16 protein-coding genes and 1 pseudogene are annotated in these 17,674 nt (G+C 72.9%); 9 read left to right on the plus strand and 8 right to left on the minus strand.

Going from position 1 to position 17,674, the window contains the following annotated elements; genetic code table 11:
• Positions 1-63 precede the first annotated feature (63 nt).
• Positions 64-2,229: an acyl-CoA dehydrogenase gene (locus HYQ63_RS12885; RefSeq protein ID WP_179933946.1), complete on the minus strand. Its 2,166-nt coding sequence runs from the start codon at positions 2,227-2,229 to the stop codon at positions 64-66.
• A 480-nt stretch (positions 2,230-2,709) separates the two neighbouring features.
• Here HYQ63_RS12885 and HYQ63_RS12890 point away from each other — a divergent pair, with 480 nt between their 5' ends.
• From HYQ63_RS12890 to HYQ63_RS12910, 5 genes are all read left to right on the plus strand, one after another.
• Positions 2,710-3,306, plus strand: a complete 597-nt coding sequence (locus HYQ63_RS12890; RefSeq protein WP_257232599.1) for a class I SAM-dependent methyltransferase — start codon at positions 2,710-2,712, stop codon at positions 3,304-3,306.
• 59 nt (positions 3,307-3,365) lie between these two features.
• Positions 3,366-4,295: an N-acetylmuramoyl-L-alanine amidase gene (locus HYQ63_RS12895; RefSeq protein ID WP_179933947.1), complete on the plus strand. Its 930-nt coding sequence runs from the start codon at positions 3,366-3,368 to the stop codon at positions 4,293-4,295.
• A gap of 162 nt (positions 4,296-4,457) precedes the next feature.
• Entirely contained in the window at positions 4,458-5,312 is an 855-nt protein-coding gene (locus HYQ63_RS12900) for a DUF5336 domain-containing protein (protein ID WP_179933948.1), read from the plus strand.
• Between the two features lie 136 nt (positions 5,313-5,448).
• Positions 5,449-6,459, plus strand: a complete 1,011-nt coding sequence (locus tag HYQ63_RS12905) for an LLM class F420-dependent oxidoreductase (protein WP_179933949.1) — start codon at positions 5,449-5,451, stop codon at positions 6,457-6,459.
• Between the two features lie 37 nt (positions 6,460-6,496).
• Positions 6,497-6,790, plus strand: a complete 294-nt coding sequence (locus HYQ63_RS12910) for a hypothetical protein (protein ID WP_063735096.1) — start codon at positions 6,497-6,499, stop codon at positions 6,788-6,790.
• 56 nt (positions 6,791-6,846) lie between these two features.
• On the opposite strand, the gene HYQ63_RS12915 is transcribed toward HYQ63_RS12910, so the two are convergent.
• The 3 genes from HYQ63_RS12915 to HYQ63_RS12925 are packed head-to-tail and all read right to left on the minus strand — an operon-like array spanning position 6,847 to position 10,106.
• Positions 6,847-7,947 carry a prenyltransferase gene (locus HYQ63_RS12915; RefSeq protein WP_179933950.1) on the minus strand — a complete coding sequence of 367 codons (1,101 nt, stop codon included), beginning with the start codon at positions 7,945-7,947 and terminating at the stop codon, positions 6,847-6,849.
• Positions 7,944-8,678: a class I SAM-dependent methyltransferase gene (locus tag HYQ63_RS12920; RefSeq protein ID WP_179933951.1), complete on the minus strand. Its 735-nt coding sequence runs from the start codon at positions 8,676-8,678 to the stop codon at positions 7,944-7,946. Before HYQ63_RS12920 ends, HYQ63_RS12915 begins: the two co-directional genes overlap by 4 nt.
• A gap of 57 nt (positions 8,679-8,735) precedes the next feature.
• Positions 8,736-10,106: a glycosyltransferase family 4 protein gene (locus tag HYQ63_RS12925; RefSeq protein ID WP_179933952.1), complete on the minus strand. Its 1,371-nt coding sequence runs from the start codon at positions 10,104-10,106 to the stop codon at positions 8,736-8,738.
• A gap of 417 nt (positions 10,107-10,523) precedes the next feature.
• Between HYQ63_RS12925 and HYQ63_RS12930 the strand changes: the two genes are divergently transcribed.
• Both HYQ63_RS12930 and HYQ63_RS12935 read left to right on the plus strand, forming a co-directional pair.
• Positions 10,524-11,138 (plus strand): TetR family transcriptional regulator, encoded by a 615-nt coding sequence (locus HYQ63_RS12930; protein ID WP_179933953.1) that lies wholly within the window; start codon positions 10,524-10,526, stop codon positions 11,136-11,138.
• Between the two features lie 277 nt (positions 11,139-11,415).
• The gene (locus tag HYQ63_RS12935; RefSeq protein ID WP_179933954.1) at positions 11,416-12,042 is read left to right on the plus strand and encodes a response regulator transcription factor; all 627 of its coding nucleotides are present in this window, start codon (positions 11,416-11,418) and stop codon (positions 12,040-12,042) included.
• A 212-nt stretch (positions 12,043-12,254) separates the two neighbouring features.
• On the opposite strand, the gene HYQ63_RS12940 is transcribed toward HYQ63_RS12935, so the two are convergent.
• Positions 12,255-12,488, minus strand: a complete 234-nt coding sequence (locus HYQ63_RS12940) for a ferredoxin (RefSeq protein WP_179933955.1) — start codon at positions 12,486-12,488, stop codon at positions 12,255-12,257.
• On the minus strand, positions 12,488-13,954 hold the full coding sequence (locus HYQ63_RS12945; RefSeq protein WP_179933956.1) for an aldehyde dehydrogenase: 1,467 nt from the start codon (positions 13,952-13,954) through the stop codon (positions 12,488-12,490). The genes HYQ63_RS12940 and HYQ63_RS12945 overlap by 1 nt, the downstream gene beginning before the upstream one ends.
• 103 nt (positions 13,955-14,057) lie before the next feature.
• Between HYQ63_RS12945 and HYQ63_RS12950 the strand changes: the two genes are divergently transcribed.
• Positions 14,058-15,146, plus strand: a complete 1,089-nt coding sequence (locus tag HYQ63_RS12950; RefSeq protein WP_373689071.1) for an MBL fold metallo-hydrolase — start codon at positions 14,058-14,060, stop codon at positions 15,144-15,146.
• 7 nt (positions 15,147-15,153) lie between these two features.
• On the opposite strand, the pseudogene aac(3) reads toward HYQ63_RS12950, so the two are convergent.
• Positions 15,154-16,001: pseudogene (aac(3), locus tag HYQ63_RS12955) on the minus strand (aminoglycoside 3-N-acetyltransferase).
• 134 nt (positions 16,002-16,135) lie between these two features.
• Here aac(3) and HYQ63_RS12960 point away from each other — a divergent pair.
• Positions 16,136-16,531, plus strand: coding sequence for a nitroreductase/quinone reductase family protein (locus HYQ63_RS12960; RefSeq protein ID WP_179933958.1), 396 nt, complete (start codon positions 16,136-16,138; stop codon positions 16,529-16,531).
• 33 nt (positions 16,532-16,564) lie between these two features.
• Here the strand turns inward: HYQ63_RS12960 and HYQ63_RS12965 are convergent, their stop codons facing one another.
• Complete coding sequence (locus HYQ63_RS12965) at positions 16,565-17,674, minus strand: hypothetical protein (protein ID WP_179933959.1); 1,110 nt, start codon at positions 17,672-17,674, stop codon at positions 16,565-16,567.

Raw genomic sequence — 17,674 nt, forward strand, 5'->3', positions numbered from 1 at the left:
CCAACGCATCGGCATTTCTGCGCATTTGCGGACGGCGGCGGGTCCTAGGACCCGTGACCGGTGTCAGTCGCGGGGCAGGCCGAGCAGCCGTTCCGCGACGACGTTCAGCTGCACCTGGGTCGTACCGCCCGCGATGGTCAGACAGCGCGACATCAGGAAGCCGTGCAGCGCCCGCTCCCCCGCGCCCTCGCGCACCGCGCCACCGGGACCCAGCAGCTCCAGGGCGAGTTCGGCGACCTTCTGCTGATGGGCGGTCTGGACGAGCTTGCGGACGCTCGCGCCCGCGCCCGGCTCCACCCCGGACACCTGGCGCAGGGTGGTGCGCAGCCCGATGCAGGCGAGCGCGTGGGCCTCGGCCATGAGCCCGCCGATGCGCTCGCGCTCCGGTCCGGTGTCCGGGACATGTGCGATCAGCGCCTCCAGACCGGTGTCGAAGGTCAGCTGGTCGGCCATGTGGACGCGTTCGTTGCCGAGGGTGTTGCGGGCGACCGCCCAGCCCGCGTCCACCTCGCCCACCACCGCGTCCGGCGGGAGCAGCGCGTCGTCCAAGTACACCTCGTTGAAGAGCGATTCTCCGGTGATCTCCCGCAGCGGGCGGATGGTGATCCCGGCCGTCCGCTTCATGTCGACCAGGAAGTAGCCGAGCCCCTTGTGCTTGGGTGCCGTGGGGTTCGTACGGGCCAGCAGGATGCCGTAGTCCGCCGTACGCGCCCCCGACGTCCACACCTTCTGCCCGCTGACCCGCCACCAGCCCTCCGCCGTCCGCTCGGCCCGGGTGCGCAGCGCGGCCAGGTCGGACCCGGCGTCGGGCTCGGAGAACAGCTGGCACCAGCGGAGTTCGCCGCGGAGCGTCGGCAGCAGGAAGCGCTCGCGCTGGGCATCCGTGCCGTACGCGATGAGCGAGGGCACCACCCAGGTGGCGACGCCCAGATCGCTGAGGGCCACGCCCGCGTCGCGCAGCTCGCGCTCGATGGCGAGCTGGTGCACCGGGCTCGCGCCGAGGCCGTACGGGGGCGGCAGATGCGGCGCCGCATACCCGGTGGGCGCGAGGGCGCGCCGCGCGGCGCCCGGGTCCAGCCCGCGCACCGCCGCGATGATGGCGCGGGCCTCGCGGCGGTGGGGCTCCGCCTCGGGCGGCAGGTCGAGCCGCAGTTCGCGGCGGGCGCCGGAGGCTGCGAGGCGGGCGGCGCGCAGCCGGTGCTGTGCGCCGGTGCCGAGCAGCGCGCGGGCCGCGGTCGCGCGGCGGAGGTGGAGGTGGGCATCGTGTTCCCAGGTGAAGCCGAGGCCGCCGAGGATCTGGATGCAGTCCTTGGCGCAGCCGTACGCGGCGTCGAGCGCGGTGGCGGCGGCGAGCGAGGCGGTGAGGCCGCGTACGGCGGGGGGCTCGTCCTGCGTCCTGGCCGCGTCCCAGGTGAGGGCGCGGGCCTGCTCGACGCGGACGAGCATGTCGGCGCACAGGTGCTTCACGGCCTGGAACTGCCCGATCGGCCGCCCGAACTGCTCCCGCACCCGGGCGTGCCCGACCGCCGTCTCCAGCGCCCAGCCCGCGGTGCCGCACGCCTCGGCGGCGAGCAGGACGGACGCCAGGTCGGTGACGAGCGCGGAGTCGACGTCCAGCACCCGGCCGCCGGGGACGGCCACGCCGGAGGCGCGTACCTCGGCGGTCGGGCGAGTGGGGTCGGCGCCGTCGTGGACGCGGAGGGCGAGGGCCGCGCTGTCGACGGCCAGCCACACGGTCTCCGCGCCGCGCGCCGCGGCGAGCACGATCACATCGGCGTCCCCGGCGCCCAGGACCGGCGGCGCGCATCCGTCGAGGACCAGCCCGCCGTCCGGGCCGGGCGCGGCGGTGAGCGACCCGGCGCCGAACGCGACGGCACCGGCGCGGCTGCCGTCGGCGAGGCCCGCGACCAGTTCGTCCCGCCCGGCCCGGTGCAGTACGGCGGAGGCCAGCACGGTGGGCAGATACGGCCCGGGCAGCGCGGCGCGCCCGGTCTCCTCCAGGACGACGGCGAGGTCCGCCAGCCCTCCGCCGCCTCCGCCCCACTCCTCCGGCAGATGCGGTCCGAGCAGCCCCTGCGCGGCCAGCCCGGGCCAGTACGCGGCCCTGCCGCCGCCACCGGGTGCGGCGTCGAGCACCTTCCGCACCGCCTCCGGCGGCACCGTCCGCCCCAGCCACCCCCGCACCGCGCGCACCAGTTCCTCTTGGTCTTCCGTGACGGCGATGCCCATGCGGGCTCCAATCTGACGGGTAGTCAGGTGTGGTGCGCGCCGAGGTTCTTCCCCACCCCGCCCCTTCCCGAAACTGGAGCTCCGCCCCAGACCCCAAACCCACCGGTTTGTGGGCACCGGATGCGCCACGTCGCGAGCGCCGAATGCGCCGGTTCCCGCACACCGAACCCCACCGGTTCGCAGCACCGGAACCGCCGGCTTTGCGGTTACCGGACCCACCGGTTTGTGGGCAATCGTTCCGCGGGGCGGAACGGGTGGGCACAAACCGGCCACCGGCCCGCACGCGGCAACGAGACCCCGACCAGGGACGGCCTGGGCCGCACCACCCACCGGCTCGCACCCGGCAACGAAACCCCGGCACCCCACGCCCAGAACCACACCGCACCCGGCGGCGAAACCCCGGCACCCGTGCGGCAGGATGAGACCGTGACCCAGCCTGCCACCGCAGTCCTCGACGCCTTCGAGCGCGCCAAGGGCTTCATGCCCACCGACGAGGGGCTCGCCCTCTACGCGGCCGCCACCGACGCCACCACCCGGCTCGGTCTGCCGCTGCTCGAAGTGGGTACGTACTGCGGCCGCTCCACCATCCTGCTGGCCGCCGCCGCCCGCGAGGCCGGCACCGTCGCCATCACCGTGGATCACCACCGCGGCTCGGAGGAGCAGCAACCCGGCTGGGAGTACCACGATCCGGACGTCGTCGACCCCGAGGTCGGCCGGATGGACACGCTGCCCACCTTCCGGCGCACCCTGCACGCCGCGGGCCTCGAAGACCACGTCATCGCCGCCGTCGGGCGGTCCCCGCAGGTCGCCGCGGTCTGGGGAAAGCCACTGGGGCTGGTGTTCATCGACGGCGGGCACACCGATGAGCACGCGGCCGCCGACTACGAGGGCTGGGCACCCCACGTCGCCCCCGACGGGCTCCTCGTCATCCACGACGTGTTCCCCGACCCGGCCGACGGCGGGCAGGCCCCGTACCGGATCTACCGCCGCGCCCTCGCCTCCGGCGCGTTCACCGAGGTGTCCGCGACCCGCTCGCTGCGCGTGCTGTGCCGCACCGGGACGACCCCGCCCGTTTAGGGGGTGTCCTGCCGATCACGCCGGGCTCCCCCTGACCCCCAGCCGCTACCATCGCCGACGTGTCCAACGGCAGCTTCTTCTCCGCCTCCGGCCGCCGACGCGGCGGCACCCTCGCCCTCGTGCTGGCCACCCTGGCACCCCTCGGCCTCGGCGGCTGGCTGTTGTGGGACAACCTGGGACAGCAGGACGACAACGGCGGCGGCGCACCGGCATCCTCGGCATCCTCCCTGCCGACCGTCTCGTCCACCTCCTCGCCGCTGCCCGCGCAGCCTCCGCAGTCATCGTCGCCCTCGCCCAAAAACAAAAGCGACGACAAACCACTCACCGGCAAGGTCGTCGTGCTCGACCCCGGCCACAACCCGAACAACCGCGATCACACCGCCGAGATCGCCCGCCACGTCGACATCGGCACCGACGAGAAGGAGTGCGACACCACCGGCACGGCCACCGACGCGGGCTATTCCGAGGCGTCCTTCACGCTCGACGTCGCCCGCCGCGCCCGCACCCTCCTCGAAGCGCGCGGCGCGACGGTGAAGTTCACGCAGGACGGCGACCGCGCGTTCGGGCCGTGCGTGGACGAGCGCGCGCGGATCGGGAACAGCGCACGTGCCGACGCCGTGGTATCCGTCCACGCGGACGGCGCCCCCGCCGGGGATCGCGGATTCCACGTCATCCTGCCCAAGTCCGTGCGCGGCGGCGACGCCGACACCTCGAAGATCGCCGCACCCTCCCGGCGGCTCGGCGAACGGGTACGCGGCGAATTCATGGATGCCACCGGCAGTGAGCCCGCCGACTACATCGGCGACGGCAGCGGGTTGAATGTTCGCGGCGATCTCGGCGGTCTCAATCTCTCCACGGTTCCGAAAGTGTTCATCGAGTGCGGCAATATGCGCGACTCGAAAGACGCCGCGGAACTGACCGATCCGAAGTGGCGTGAGCGCGCGGCCCTCGGGATCGCGCAGGGCATTACGGACTTCTTGAACGGTTAAGTCTCCAACAACCGAACGCGAGGTCACGACCGGGATACCGATGCCCCACCCCCGGTCTCATCAGCTTGATTCCCCCGTACGATGGGTCCACCCCCGACGCCTTCGCGCCAACCGCGCCTGGCGGCAGCGTTCCGTATACGAGAAAACGACTAAGGACTCACGTTGAACATCCGCGCGCTCACTCGAGGCGACGGCGTGGTGATCGGAGCAGCGGTGTTGCTCTTCATCGCCTCCTTCCTCGACTTCTACTCGGCCGATTGTGACGGCGGCCCGTACTGCGACGACATCGACATGCCGAATGGCTGGGACACGGAGACGCTCTTCGTCGTCCTTCCATCGGTGTTCCTGATCGGGCTGATCGGCGCGGGGCTGGTCATCGCAGGGCGGTTCCAGCCTGAGAGCCGTAAGGTCAGCGGGCTCACCCTCGACCAGTGGGGCTCCGGCTTCGTCGTGGTCGCCGCGTGGGACTCGCTGTGGTCGCTCATGGTCACGCCGGACAAGGGCAGCCCGGGTGTCGGCGCCATCCTCGCGCTGGTGGCCACCCTCGCCAGCGCCGCGGCGGTCATCGCGACCCCGCGCGTCCCGGCCCTCAAGGCGCCGCTGATGCCCGCGGCCGCCCCGGCGGCCCCGTCCCCGTACGGCGCCCAGTCGCCGTACGGTGCGCAGGCCCCGCAGCCGGGCTACGGCTACCCGGGCCCGGGCGGCGCCCAGCCGGGTCAGCCCGGTCAGCCGCAGGGCGGCCAGCCGGGTCAGCCCTCCTTCGGCGGTCAGCCGGGCCCGGCCGGCCAGCCCGCCCAGGCCCAGGCGGCGGGCGGCTCCGACTTCGCGCCGTTCTGGTTCGCGGTGCCGGTGGCCCGGCCGCTGTACGCCGAGGACGGTTCGTCGAGCACGATCGCCGAACTGGCGCCCGGCACCTGGTACCTGGCGGTCGAGCAGCGCGGTCAGGCGCTCGTGGCGCAGACCCAGGACGGGCGCCGCGGCGTCCTCCAGGACACCACGGGCATCCAGCGCGGCTGACGGCAGCACGGCTCACGCAGCACAGCTGACACGGCCTCTCGCCCCTCCACGGGGGCGAGGGGCCGTTGCCATGTGCGCACCCGGGCCGTACAGTCCAGGCGCACACGTCCTGACGTGGCGTCAGAGAGGGGTTGTCATGCGGCTCGGCCTGGCGCTCGGCTACTGGGGCCGCGGCCCCGACCCCCGCCATCTGGAACTCGCCCGGCAGGCCGAGCAGCTGGGCTACGACTCCGTCTGGACCGCCGAGTCCTGGGGCTCGGACGCCTTCACCCCGCTCACCTGGATCGCCGCCCACACCTCCCGCATCAGGCTCGGCACGGCGATCGCGCAGATGGCCGCGCGCACCCCCACCGCCACCGCGATGCAGGCGCTCACCCTCGACCACCTGTCCGGCGGGCGCATGATGCTCGGGCTCGGCCTGTCGGGGCCGCAGGTCGTGGAGGGCTGGTACGGACGGCCGTTCCCCACGAGCCCGCTCACCGCCACCCGGGAGTACGTCGACGTCATCCGGCAGGTGCTGCGCCGCGAGGCGCCCGTACGGCTCGACGGGCGCTATCACGCGCATCCGTACGCCGGGCCGGACGCCACCGGCCTCGGCAAACCGCTCAAGCCCATCGTCCACCCGCTCCGCCCCCACCTCCCGGTGCTGCTCGGCGCCGAGGGGCCCAAGAACATCGCCCAGACCGTGCGCATCGCCGACGGCTGGCTGCCGCTGTACTGGTCGCCGCAGCGGACCCCGCTGTACGAGGCGGCCCTCGCCGAGGCGCCCGACGGCTTCATGGTGGCGCCGATGGCCCAGGCGCGGGTGTGCGACGACATCGCGGAGGAGCTGCTGCCGGTGAAGGCGATGCTCGGCTTCTACATCGGCGGCATGGGCCACGCGGCCCGCAACTTCCACGCCGATCTGATGGCCCGCATGGGCTACGAGGACGAGGCGCGCCGGGTCCAGGAACTCTTCCTCGCGGGCCGCCGTGACGAGGCGATCGCGGCGGTGCCGGACGCGTTCGCCGACGAGGTGTCCCTGATCGGCCCGCGCGGGCGCATCGCGGAACGGCTGGAGCTGTGGCGCAAGGGCCCGGTGACGGACCTGCTGGTGATCGCGCCGGACCCGGAGACGCTGCGGGTGCTGGCGGAATTGAACACGTGAGTGGTTTGGGGCCGCATACCCGGGCAACCCGTTCGGCATGTCCCGAAGTTATCGCTACGGAAACAACCAGGCGGCGACCGTCGTGATGGTCGTCGCGGACATCACCGCCGTGATCCTCGGCCTGTGGATCCTCTTCGCCCTCCTGGACGCCAACCCCGCCAACGACCTCGTGACCGTGGTCCGCGACGCGGCGGGCTGGCTCGCGGGCTGGTCCCACGACCTGTTCACGATGGACACGGACTGGCTGCGGACGGTCCTCAACTACGGTCTGCCCGCGGTGGTCTACCTGTTCATCGGCCACGCCGTGGCGGGCCGCATCCGCCGCGGCTGAGGCCCGGCACAGCCCCGTACGCCCCCGTACAGCGCCGTACAGCGCCGTACAGCCGCCTAGCCGCAGCAGTCCGAGTCCAGCCCCCGCGGCAGGTGCTCACCGCCGAAGACGGCCGTGGTCGCCTCGTCCCCGCCCAGCGCGGCCACGGCCAGCAGCAGGGAGCCCGCGGTCCAGGTGGTGCGCTCCTCGGGCCAGATGGCGTCGTCCTCGTAGACGTACCCCGTCCAGTACATCCCGTCGTCCGCGCGCAGCCGCCGCTGGATCCAGCGCAGGATCTCCACCGCGCGGTCGGACTCGCCCATCACCCACAGCGCCAGGGCGAGTTCGCAGCTCTCGCCACCGGTGACCCAGGGATTGGGCGAGACGCAGCGGATGCCCAGGCCCGGGACGACGAAGCGGTCCCAGCCCGCCTCGATGCGGGCGGTGGCGGCGGGGCCGGTGAGGGCACCGGCGAGGACCGGGTAGTACCAGTCCATCGAGTACCGGTTCTTGTCCAGGAAGCGCTCGGGGTGGTGGCGTATCGCGTGCCCGAGCAGCCCCGCCGACAGCTCCCAGTCCGGCTGCGGGTCCTCGCGGTGTTCGGCGATGGCGAGCGCGCAGCGCAGGGCCTGGTAGATGGAGGAGGAGCCGGTGAGCAGGGCGTCCGGGTCGACGGTGCCGTCGGCCTTGCGCCGCCAGCCGATCTGGCCGCCGCTCTGCTGGAGCCCCAGGACGAATTCGACGGCGGCGACGACGGTCGGCCACATCCGGTCGAGGAACGTGTCGTCGCCGGTGGCCAGGTAGTGGTGCCAGACGCCGACGGCCACGTACGCGCAGAAGTTGGTCTCGCGGCCGCGGTCGGTGGGGGCGTCGGCGGCCACCCCGGCCGGGGTGTCGGGGTAGGCGGCGTACCAGGAGCCGTCGGGGTTCTGGTGGGCGGCGAGCCAGCGGTACGCGGCCTCGGCGCGCTCGTGCTCGCCCGCGGCGTCCAGCGCCATGGCCGCCTCGACGTGGTCCCACGGGTCGAGGTGGTGGCCGCGGAACCACGGGATGGCGCCGTCCGCGCGCTGGACGGCGGCGATGCCCCCGACGGTGCGCAGCGCCTCGTCGGCGGTGAGGACGCCGGGCAGCGTCAGCCGTTCGGTACGGGGGCCGGGGCGCGGGCCGCGCGCCGTCACGCCTGGTCCTCGCTCGGCGCGTGGGGCTTGGTCGCGTACGCCACGAAGCTCTTGCCGATCAGCGGGTTCAGCGCCTGTTCGGCGAGCCGCGTGGCCAGCGGCTTCTTCATGATGTCCCAGACCAGCAGCTTGTGGTACGCGCGCACCGGCAGCGCCTTGTCGTTGTCCACTCCGAAGGCGCACTTCAGCCACCAGTACGGGCTGTGCAGTCCGTGCGCGTGGTGGGTGCCGTACGGCCGCAGTCCGGCCTCGCGCATCCGCTCCAGGAGTTCGTCGCCGCGGTAGATGCGGATGTGGCCGCCCTCCACCTCGTGGTACGCGTCGGACAGCGCCCAGCACACCTTCTCGGGCCCGTAGCGCGGCACGGTGACGGCGATCCGGCCGCCGGGGCGCAGCACCCGCACCATCTCGGCGAGCACGCCCTTGTCGTCGGGTATGTGCTCCATCACCTCGGAGATGATGACGACGTCGAAGCTGTCGTCCGGGAACGGCAGGGCCAGCGCGTCGCCCTCCATGGCGGTGGCGGTGGCCCCGGCCGGCGCCTCACCGGCCTCCTTCATGGCGGCGAACCACTTCGCGACCTCGCGTATCTCATCGCCGTTGCGGTCGAGCGCGACGACCCGCGCACCGCGCCGGTAGCACTCGAAGGCATGGCGTCCGGCGCCACAGCCCAGATCGAGGACGCGATCGCCTGCGGCGAGCGGGAAGCGGGAGAAATCGACGGTCAGCACGGGGATCTGCTTTCGTCCGGCGGGGTCGTGGGTCGGGTCGAAGCCAGGTGGGGGCGCTCAGCGCACGGCGCGGGTCCGGGCGGCGCGGGCCTGTGCGCCGATCGCCGCGCGGTAGTGCTCGACGGTGCCGCGGGCGGCCTGCTCCCAGGTGAAGCGGCGCAGCACCCGCTCCCGTCCGGCGGCGCCGAGGCGCCTGCGCAAGGCGGCGTCGGCGAGCAGCCGGTTCAGGGCGCTGGCGAGCGCGCCCGCGTCACCGGGCGGCACGGCGAGGCAGGTCTCGCCGTCCGTGCCCGCCACCTCGGGTATCGCGCCGCCGGTGGTGGCGACCAGCGGGGTGCCGGTGGCCATGGCCTCGGCGGCGGGCAGCGAGAACCCCTCGTACAGCGAGGGCACGCAGGCGATCTGGGCGCCGCGGATGAGGTCGACCAGCTCGGGGTCGCTGATGCCCTTGACGAACTCGACGGCGCCCTGGAGCCCGTAGCGGGCCATGGCGGCGGCCACCGGCCCCTCCTCGGGGCGCTTGCCGACGACCACGAGGTGGGCGGCCGGGTTGTCGGCACGGACCTTTGCGAGCGCCTCGACCAGGTGGACCAGCCCCTTGAGCGGTACGTCGGCGCTGGAGGTGGTCACGATCCGCCCGGGGATCACCGGCACGGCGGGGTCGGGCGCGAACAGTTCGGTGTCCGCGCCGATGTGGACGACGTGCACGCGCCCCGGCCGGACGCCGAGGTGCTGGACGATCTCCCGGCGCGAGGAGCCGGAGACGGTGAGCACCGAGGGCAGCCGCCGGGCCACCCGCTTCTGCATGCGCGTGAAGCCGTACCAGCGCTGCACGGAGAGGCGGCGCTTCCAGCCGTCGGCGGCGTCCAGCTCCAACTGGCGGTCCACGGTGATCGGGTGGTGGATGGTGGTCACCAGCGGGAAGCCGGTGCGCTCCATGCCCAGCAGCCCGTAGCCGAGGGTCTGGTTGTCGTGGACGACGTCGAACGCACCGCGCCGGGCGGCCAGATGGCGGCGGGCGCGCAGGCTGAAGGTGAGCGGTTCGGGGAAGCCGCCGGTCCACATGGTGGCGACCTCCAGCGCGTCGACCCAGTCCCGGTACTCCTCGATCCTGGGCGTGCGGAACGGATCGGGCTGGCGGTAGAGGTCGAGGCTGGGCAGCCGGGTGAGGGTGACGCCGTCCTCGGCGTCGAGGACCGGGTACGGCTGGGCGCCGATCACCTCGACGGTGTGGCCGAGCCGGGCGAGTTCGCGGGAGAGATGGCGTACGTAGACGCCCTGGCCTCCGCAGAACGGGTTCCCCTTGTAGCTCAGCAGCGCGATGCGCAACGGCCGGTCGCCGCCCTGGGCCCGGTCCTCCGCGGCGGCGGTGGGGGGCGCCGTCCGAAGCGGGTCGACTCCGGTCTCCTGCGCGGCCTCTGCGGTCACTCGCGCCCCCTCCTTGATGCACTTCAGCGGGAGCGTAGCCGCTCACGATTATCTAGAACAAGTTTCACTAACGGATCCCCCGCGAAGTCTCGAAGATACCTGGCGAACCCGTCGCCCCCGGCGCCGGGACGGGTGATTCCTACCACTCGGTAGCCCCTTGCGCGCGACAGCCCCGGCCGAGGTGCGGCCATATCCACGCGAGCCCGGCAAACGCCCATTCACCGACCGGCGATCGGCGCGTGACGCACCACCGGGTGACCACCTGCCTCAACTGCACAGACGGCGGACGGCGGGCTCAAGCGACACGCGACCCTAGAACGAGTTTCACTGACTCGCGCCCCTAGGCCGACCCTGCCATCATGCACGGTGTCCGTTTGTCAACCGCAGCGCAGACACTATGCACCCGAAGTGAGACAAATGACCGCAGAAGTCAAGCCGGCCTCCTTGCAGCTGACCGAGCGGCAGGAGGCGCGCCGTCGGCGCATCCTGCACGCCAGCGCCCGGCTGGCCAGCCGCGGCGGCTTCGACGCGGTCCAGATGCGCGAGGTGGCCGAGCACTCCAGCGTGGCGCTCGGCACCCTCTACCGCTACTTTCCGTCCAAGGTCCACCTGCTGGTCGCCACCATGCAGGACCAGTTGCAGCACATGCACGAGACACTGCGCAAGCGCCCGCCGACCGAGGAGGACCCGGCCACCCGGGTCGCCCAGACCCTGATGCGCGCCTTCCGCGCGCTCCAGCGCGAACCCCACCTGGCGGACGCGATGGTACGGGCCCTCACCTTCGCCGACCGCTCAGTGAGCCCCGAGGTGGACATGGTCTCCCGGCTCACCACCGCGATCATCCTCGACGCGATGGGCCTGGAGGGCCCGCCGACGGCCGAGCAGCTGTCCGCCGTGCGGGTCATCGAGCACACCTGGCACTCGGCGTTGATCACCTGGCTGTCGGGGCGGGCCTCGATCGCCCAGGTCAAAATCGACATCGAGACGGTCTGCCGACTGATCGATCTGACGGCACCGACCGAGCACATCTGACCGCCCCTCACCATCCCTCCCGCCTGCGCCCGCTGCCCGCACTCACCGGGGCAGCCACTGGGCGCACGCGCCCGGCGCACGATGGGCGCAATGGGGGCGCACACAGCGCACGATGTATCTCAAGGGCGCGCGGAGGCAGCAAGATGTGCGCCTGCGCGCCCCCCTTTGGCTTAAATTTCGCGTTCACGCCCTGGGCAATCCCGGTATTCATGAACGGCGCGCGACAGAGCGACGACGGCGTGCTACGGAACAACGTCTACAGGGGGTGAAGAACTCCGTGATTCGGGTTCTTCTGGTACATGATTCATACCTGCTGCGGTCCGCGTTGGCCGCACTGATACAAGCCGAACCTGAGTTCGAGGTGGCTTGCGCCGCATGGCGTGACGCGCGTAGCAGAGCCCGCTCCTTACAGCCACACGTCTGCGTGGTCGACACGGACTGCCCCGGCTCCGACAAGGCCGCCCGCAAGGGCGAGTTGGGCAAGCTCATGGCCGAGGCCCCGGCGGCGGAGAACGGCCCCGAGTCCGGCCTGCTCGTGCTCGCCAACGCCGGGCGCCCCGGACAGCTGCGCCGCGCGCACAAGGCCCGGGCCCTCGGGTACATCGACAAGAACGCCCCGCCCCAGCGGCTGCTGGACGGCATCCGGCATGTGGCGAAGCAGGAGCGGTTCATCGACGACTCGCTGGGCTACGGGTTCCTCAAGGCGGCCGAGATCCCGCTGACCGAGCGCGAGTTGGGCGTCCTGTCGCTGGCGGCCGACGGCGCCTCCATCGCGGAGATCGCCCGGACCCTGCACCTGTCCAACGGGACGATACGCAACTACCTGGCCGCGATCACCCGTAAGACCGGGGCGCGCAACCGGGTGGACGCCATCCGCATCTCCCGGTGTGAGGGCTGGGTCTGATCGTCGTCGCGCGGATGGTGGAGGTCTGCGCGGACGATGGCCGGGGAAGTCCTACGCCGTGTGAGGGATCGCCGTCTACCGATGGAGCGGAGCCCGCACTCGGCGAGACGGCCTGCCCCCACTCCCTCACCCCCACCGTAGGCGCCCCCACTTGAGCCTCGCTCGAACGCCCGCAGCCCCCTCGCTCCCCCTCCCCGGAGGGGGAGCGACACCTACTCGTCGGGCGGAAAGACCTGTTCACCGCTTTCGAGCAGCCGGATCGCGATGGCCTCCACCGGACATCCCTCGGCCGCCACGAGCACCGCCTCGGACACGTCCGCTTCCGGCTCCACCGGATGCGACTGACGCGCCGTGTCCAGCCGGAATCCGCCGGGGGCGCTGCTCACGCAGAATCCCGAGCCGACGCAGACGCCGCGGTCGACCTCGATCCGCCAGCGGTCCCCCATCAGCCCTGCTCCCCGTCCCACCCCTGCGGCAGGTGGATCATCTTGTGCTCCAGGTAGGCCGACAGCCCCTCCGGGCCGAACTCCCGCCCCAGGCCGGAGTTCTTGTAGCCGCCGAACGGACCGAGCATGTCCAGGCTGAAGGTGTTCACGGAGTACGTGCCGGTGCGGATGCGCCGCGCGAAGTCGATGCCGTGTGCCACGTCCGCCGTCCAGACGCTGCCGGACAGCCCGTAGTCGGAGTCGTCGGCGATCCGGGCCGCCTCCTCCTCGTCCCCGTACGGCAGCAGGCAGATGACCGGGCCGAAGATCTCCTCCCGGGCGATGCGCATCGTATTGGCCACGTCCCCGAACAGCGTCGGCTCCACGTACCACCCCGTGTCCTGGGCCGCGGGGCGGCCGCCGCCCGTCAGCACCTTGGCGCCCTCGCGCTGCCCGAGCGCGATGTAGTCCAGCGAGCGCCGCTGCTGCCGCTGCGCCACCAGCGGGCCGACCTGGGTCGCCGGGTCCAGCGGATCGCCGACCACCAGGGCCGAGGCGGCGGCCGCGAAGCGTTCGGCCAGCTCGTCGTAGTGGCTGCGCGGGGCGAGGATGCGGGTCTGGGCGACGCACGCCTGGCCGTTGTTCATCCACGCGTTGGGCACGATGCCCGCGACCGCCGCCTCCAGGTCCGCGTCCGGCAGGATCACCGCGGCCGACTTGCCGCCCAACTCCAGGGTCACCCGGGTCAGTTGGCGGGAGGCCACCTCCATCACGCGCTTGCCCGCCGGTACCGAGCCGGTGAACGACACCTTGTCGACCCCCGGGTGCCCGACCAGGTACTCGCTGACCTCCCGGTCCGCCGGAAGGATCGACAGCACGCCCTCCGGCAGCCCCGCCTCGGTCGCGATCTCCGCCAGCAGATACGCGTCCAGCGGTGTCTCAGGCGACGGCTTGAGGATCACCGAACACCCCGCCAGCAGCGCCGGGGCCAGCTTGGCGCCCGCCACGAACTGCGGCACGTTCCACGGCACGACGGCCGCCACCACCCCGACCGGCTCCCGCCGCACCAGCAGCGGCCCGAGCACCCCGGCCCGCCGCTCCTCGTACGTGAAGCCGCGCGCCACCGTGATCGCCGCGTCCCACACCATCATCGCGCCGAGCGCCTGGGCGAGGACGCTCCAGGAGTACGGCGAGCCGTTCTGCGCGCTGATGACCTTCGCGATCTCCTCGTGCCGTACGGCGATCGCGTCCTTGATCCGCGTGACGACGGCGATCCGTTCCTCCAGCGGCGTACGCGGCCACTCCCCCTCGTCGAACGCCCGCCGCGCCGCCGCCACCGCCCGGTCCACATCGGCCCGTGAGGCGTGCGGCACCCGCCCGATGACCTGTTCCGTATGCGGCGAGACGACCTCGATGGTCTCCGCCCCGGCCGGATCGACCAGCGCCCCGCCGATGAAGAGCTGCCCGTGCTCGATGAGGTCGCCCATCGCTGATGCCTCCTGCCGAAGACCGTCCGCGCACTCAGGAATCTGACCGCGAATCTGACGCTGCATCAGAACTGATACCAGTTCTAGTTATAGTGGGCAATGCATGCGCTGCCGCGGCCCGGCCGCACTCGCGAGAAGGGGGAACCCCGTGCCAGAGGCGACGGACATCACCGACCACGGCGGCGGGGTGTGGAGCATCCCCGTCCCCATCCCGGACAACCCGCTCGGCCACACCCTCGTCCACCTCCTCGACACCGACCGCGGACCGGTCCTCATCGACACCGGCTGGGACGACCCGACCGCATGGGACACCCTCACCGCCGGGCTCACCGCCTGCGGCACCGACGTCTCCGAGATCCACGGCGTCCTCGTCACCCACCACCACCCCGACCACCACGGGCTCTCCGGCCAGGTGCGGGAGGCCTCGGGCGCGTGGATCGCGATGCACGGCGCCGACGCCCACGTCGTACGCCGCACCCGCGAGGCCGAACCCACGCTCTGGCTCGACTACCTCGCCGAAAAGCTGGCCGCGGCCGGTGCCCCGGAGGAGCATCTCGCCCCGCTGCGCGCCGCCCGCGCCGCGGGGCGCCCGAGCCTCCCGGGCCAACGCGCCGCCCTCCCCGACCGCGAGATCGCCCCCGGCGAACTCCTCGACCTCCCCGGCCGTCGGCTCCGCGCCATCTGGACACCCGGCCACACCCCCGGCCACGTCTGCCTCCACCTCGAAGAGGCCCACCCCGCGGCCCTCCGCGGCCACGGCCGGCTCTTCTCCGGCGACCACCTCCTCCCCGAGATCAGCCCGCACATCGGCCTGTACGAGGACCCGGCCGACGCCACCCGCACCGACCCGCTCGGCGACTACCTCGACTCCCTGACGCGCGTCGCCGCCCTCGACCCGGCCGAAGTCCTCCCCGCCCACCAGTACGCCTTCACCGACGCCCCCGTCCGCGTCCGCGCCCTCCTCGACCACCACGAGACCCGCCTCGCGAACCTCCGCGCCCTGCTCACCACCCCGCTCACCCCCTGGCAGCTCGCCGAGCGCATGGAGTGGAACCGCCCCTGGCCCGACATCCCCTACGGCTCCCGCAACATCGCCGTGTCGGAGGCCGAAGCCCACCTCCGCCGCCTGGTCGACCTGGGCCGGGCCGAACCCGTCCCCGGCACCGACCCCGTCGCCTACCGGGCCCGCTGACCCCGGCTCACCGCCCCAGCTCCCGCTCGATCCACCCCACCCCGAAGCGCACCAGCTCCGCCGCCCCGAACAGATGACACTCGGCGGCCCCGACCCGGCCCCGGGTGCCGATGCCCGCGGCCAGCGCGTCCCGCGCGATCACCGTGAACGGCCAGGTGCCCTCGGGGACGACGGAGGAGTAGTCGTACGCCTCGTCCTCCGTGTCGATGTCACGGAAGCGCCGCCACACCCGCCGCCCGTCCACCAGCACCGGCTGCTCGTACGTGACGAACCGCTTGCCGGGCGCGTCCGCCACCGCCTCGGCGTGGTGCAGGATCGTCAGCGCGTCCAGCGGCGCCCCCAGCAGCAGCACCCTGCCGCCCGCCTCGACCAGCCGGGCCAGCGGGCTGCCGGGCCCGTGCGGGTGGTCCCACGGATGATCGGCCACCAGCCACTCGGCCCTCGCCCCGACCGCGGCGAAGCTCACGTCCGGATGGCTGCTGCGCACCGCCCCCGGCCAGTGCCGCAACGCCTCCGGCAACCGGCCGTTGGCGTGATCCGCCTCGCCGAGCGCCGGATCGTACGCGGGGTGCTCCGCGCGCACGGCCTCCTGCCACTCCGCGGGCCACGTGGCGAAGTGGTACGGCAGGGCGTCGTTCCACCCGCAGTAGGCCATGAGCGTGCCGCGCTCCCCCACGACGTCCAGCAGCGCCCCGATCACGGTCTGCGGGCCGCCGGCCACATACCCGAGGGCGGACAACTCGGTGTGGAACATGACGGCATCCCCTCCCCCACCCCCAGCGCCCGCAGATCCCCCGCCAGCCGCCCCCGCGTCACCGGCCCACCGGAACGTTCCAGAAGTCCCCATTCGTCCATGCCGCCACCCAAGCAAAACCCCCGGCCCCCGGCACCCCCTTTTCCCCCGCCGTCCCCCGACCGGCGCGTGCCCTTGGGCCTGTCGGCCACTCCCGTGCACCATGGCCCCACCACCGAAAGGGAGCGCACACGGCATGTCCCGCCACCACGAACTCAAGCACCGCGTCGTCACGTCCTTCCAACGACGCATCGGCAACCCGATCCTGTCCCGGCTCCCGTTCCAGACCCTCCTGGAAACCACCGGCCGGACCTCCGGGCTGCCCCGGCGCACCCCCGTCGGCGGACGCCGCGTCGGCAACGCGTTCTGGTTCGTCTCGGAGTTCGGCGACCGGTCGCAGTACGTACGGAACATCCGGGCCGACCCCAGGGTCCGGGTCCGCATCAACGGCACCTGGCACACCGGCACCGCCCACCCCCTCCCCGAGGGCGACGCCCGCACCCGCCTCAAGGCCCTCCCCCGCTACAACAGCACCGCGGTCCGCGCCCTCGGCACCGACCTGCTGACCGTGCGCGTGGACCTCACCGACTGATCGCAGGGGCCGCACCGAGCCCCGTTCGTCGTCTCAGCCGAACCGCAGGACACGCGGGGCGAAGGTGCCCTCGGGACCGTCGGCGCGGCCGACCGACCACACCGTCGCCGTGCCCGGCACCGGCGCCAGCCCCAGCGTCCGGGAGTCGCCCTCCCCGGCCACCGCCGGTTCGCTGTACTCGGTGAACGACTGTCCGTTCCAGGCAAGGAAATCCGGCCCGGGGACGAGCGGTGGAGAGCTGCCCGGCGGGCCCCACTTCTGCGAGCGGGCCACCGAGACCCAGGCCAGCCCGCCGGACGCGTTGGGCGCCAGTGAGGTGATCCCGCCGAAGTCGGCGGGCACGGTCACCCGATTCCACGCCTGCCCGTCCCAGCGGACCAGCAGGGGCGGGATCGGCTTGCCCGCCGGGCCGCCGACGAACCCTGACGTGCCACCCGCCCACACCTCCGTCGGCGAGACCGCCAGCACACTCCCCACGGCCGCCCGCGGGAACCCGTGCACGATCGTCTGCTGCCACGCCTGCCCGTTCCAGTGCGACACGGCCGCACCCGAGTTGGTGGCGCCCGCGGCCCAGACGTCGTCGGCCGCCAGGATGTGCAGGCCGTACACGATTCCCGGCGGCACCGGCACGTCCCGCCAGCCGCTCCCGTCCCAGCGCAGCAATACCTGCGCGCCGTCCCGCGAACCGATCAGCCAGGTCTCACCACCACCGGCGACGACCTTGGTCAGCACGACACCGCTCGGCGGCCGACTCTCGTTCCAGGCGCTGCCGTCGAAGCGGAGCAGGCGGGCGCCGCCCGCCGCGTCGCGGCCGACCGCCCAGACCGCGGTCGGTGAGGTCGCGGCGATGGACAGCAGCTCTCCCTGCCAGCCGATCCCGGGCAGACTCTGGCGCTGCCACGCGGTTCCGTCCCAGCGCAGCACCAGCGGGAAGCCCGGCGCCTCGCGGCCGACCGCGTCGGCGCCCACCGCCCACGCCCGGTCCGGCCCGAGCGCCACGGCCTCGTTCAGCCCGGCCTGTGGGCGCGCCTGTGCCGGGACCGGAACGTGTTGCCAGGACAGGGTGTCCGCCGCGGCCGAGCTCATGAGGGTCACGAGGGTCAGGGCGACGGCGAGAGCCGCGACGACAAGTCGGCGTGCCAT

It is taken from the genome of Streptomyces sp. Rer75 (assembly GCF_013414305.1).
Lineage (GTDB): Bacteria > Actinomycetota > Actinomycetes > Streptomycetales > Streptomycetaceae > Streptomyces > Streptomyces himastatinicus.

What these genes read in the sequence shown, in the direction of transcription:
- HYQ63_RS12885 (WP_179933946.1), bottom strand. Translation starts at nt 2,229, where the DNA reads ATGGGCATCGCCGTCACGGAAGACCAAGAGGAACTGGTGCGCGCGGTG.
- HYQ63_RS12890 (WP_257232599.1), top strand. Translation starts at nt 2,710, where the DNA reads ATGCCCACCGACGAGGGGCTCGCCCTCTACGCGGCCGCCACCGACGCC.
- HYQ63_RS12905 (WP_179933949.1), top strand. Translation starts at nt 5,449, where the DNA reads ATGCGGCTCGGCCTGGCGCTCGGCTACTGGGGCCGCGGCCCCGACCCC.
- HYQ63_RS12910 (WP_063735096.1), top strand. Translation starts at nt 6,497, where the DNA reads ATGTCCCGAAGTTATCGCTACGGAAACAACCAGGCGGCGACCGTCGTG.
- HYQ63_RS12930 (WP_179933953.1), top strand. Translation starts at nt 10,524, where the DNA reads ATGACCGCAGAAGTCAAGCCGGCCTCCTTGCAGCTGACCGAGCGGCAG.
- HYQ63_RS12940 (WP_179933955.1), bottom strand. Translation starts at nt 12,488, where the DNA reads ATGGGGGACCGCTGGCGGATCGAGGTCGACCGCGGCGTCTGCGTCGGC.
- HYQ63_RS12945 (WP_179933956.1), bottom strand. Translation starts at nt 13,954, where the DNA reads ATGGGCGACCTCATCGAGCACGGGCAGCTCTTCATCGGCGGGGCGCTG.
- HYQ63_RS12950 (WP_373689071.1), top strand. Translation starts at nt 14,058, where the DNA reads ATGCGCTGCCGCGGCCCGGCCGCACTCGCGAGAAGGGGGAACCCCGTG.
- HYQ63_RS12960 (WP_179933958.1), top strand. Translation starts at nt 16,136, where the DNA reads ATGTCCCGCCACCACGAACTCAAGCACCGCGTCGTCACGTCCTTCCAA.
- HYQ63_RS12965 (WP_179933959.1), bottom strand. Translation starts at nt 17,674, where the DNA reads ATGGCACGCCGACTTGTCGTCGCGGCTCTCGCCGTCGCCCTGACCCTC.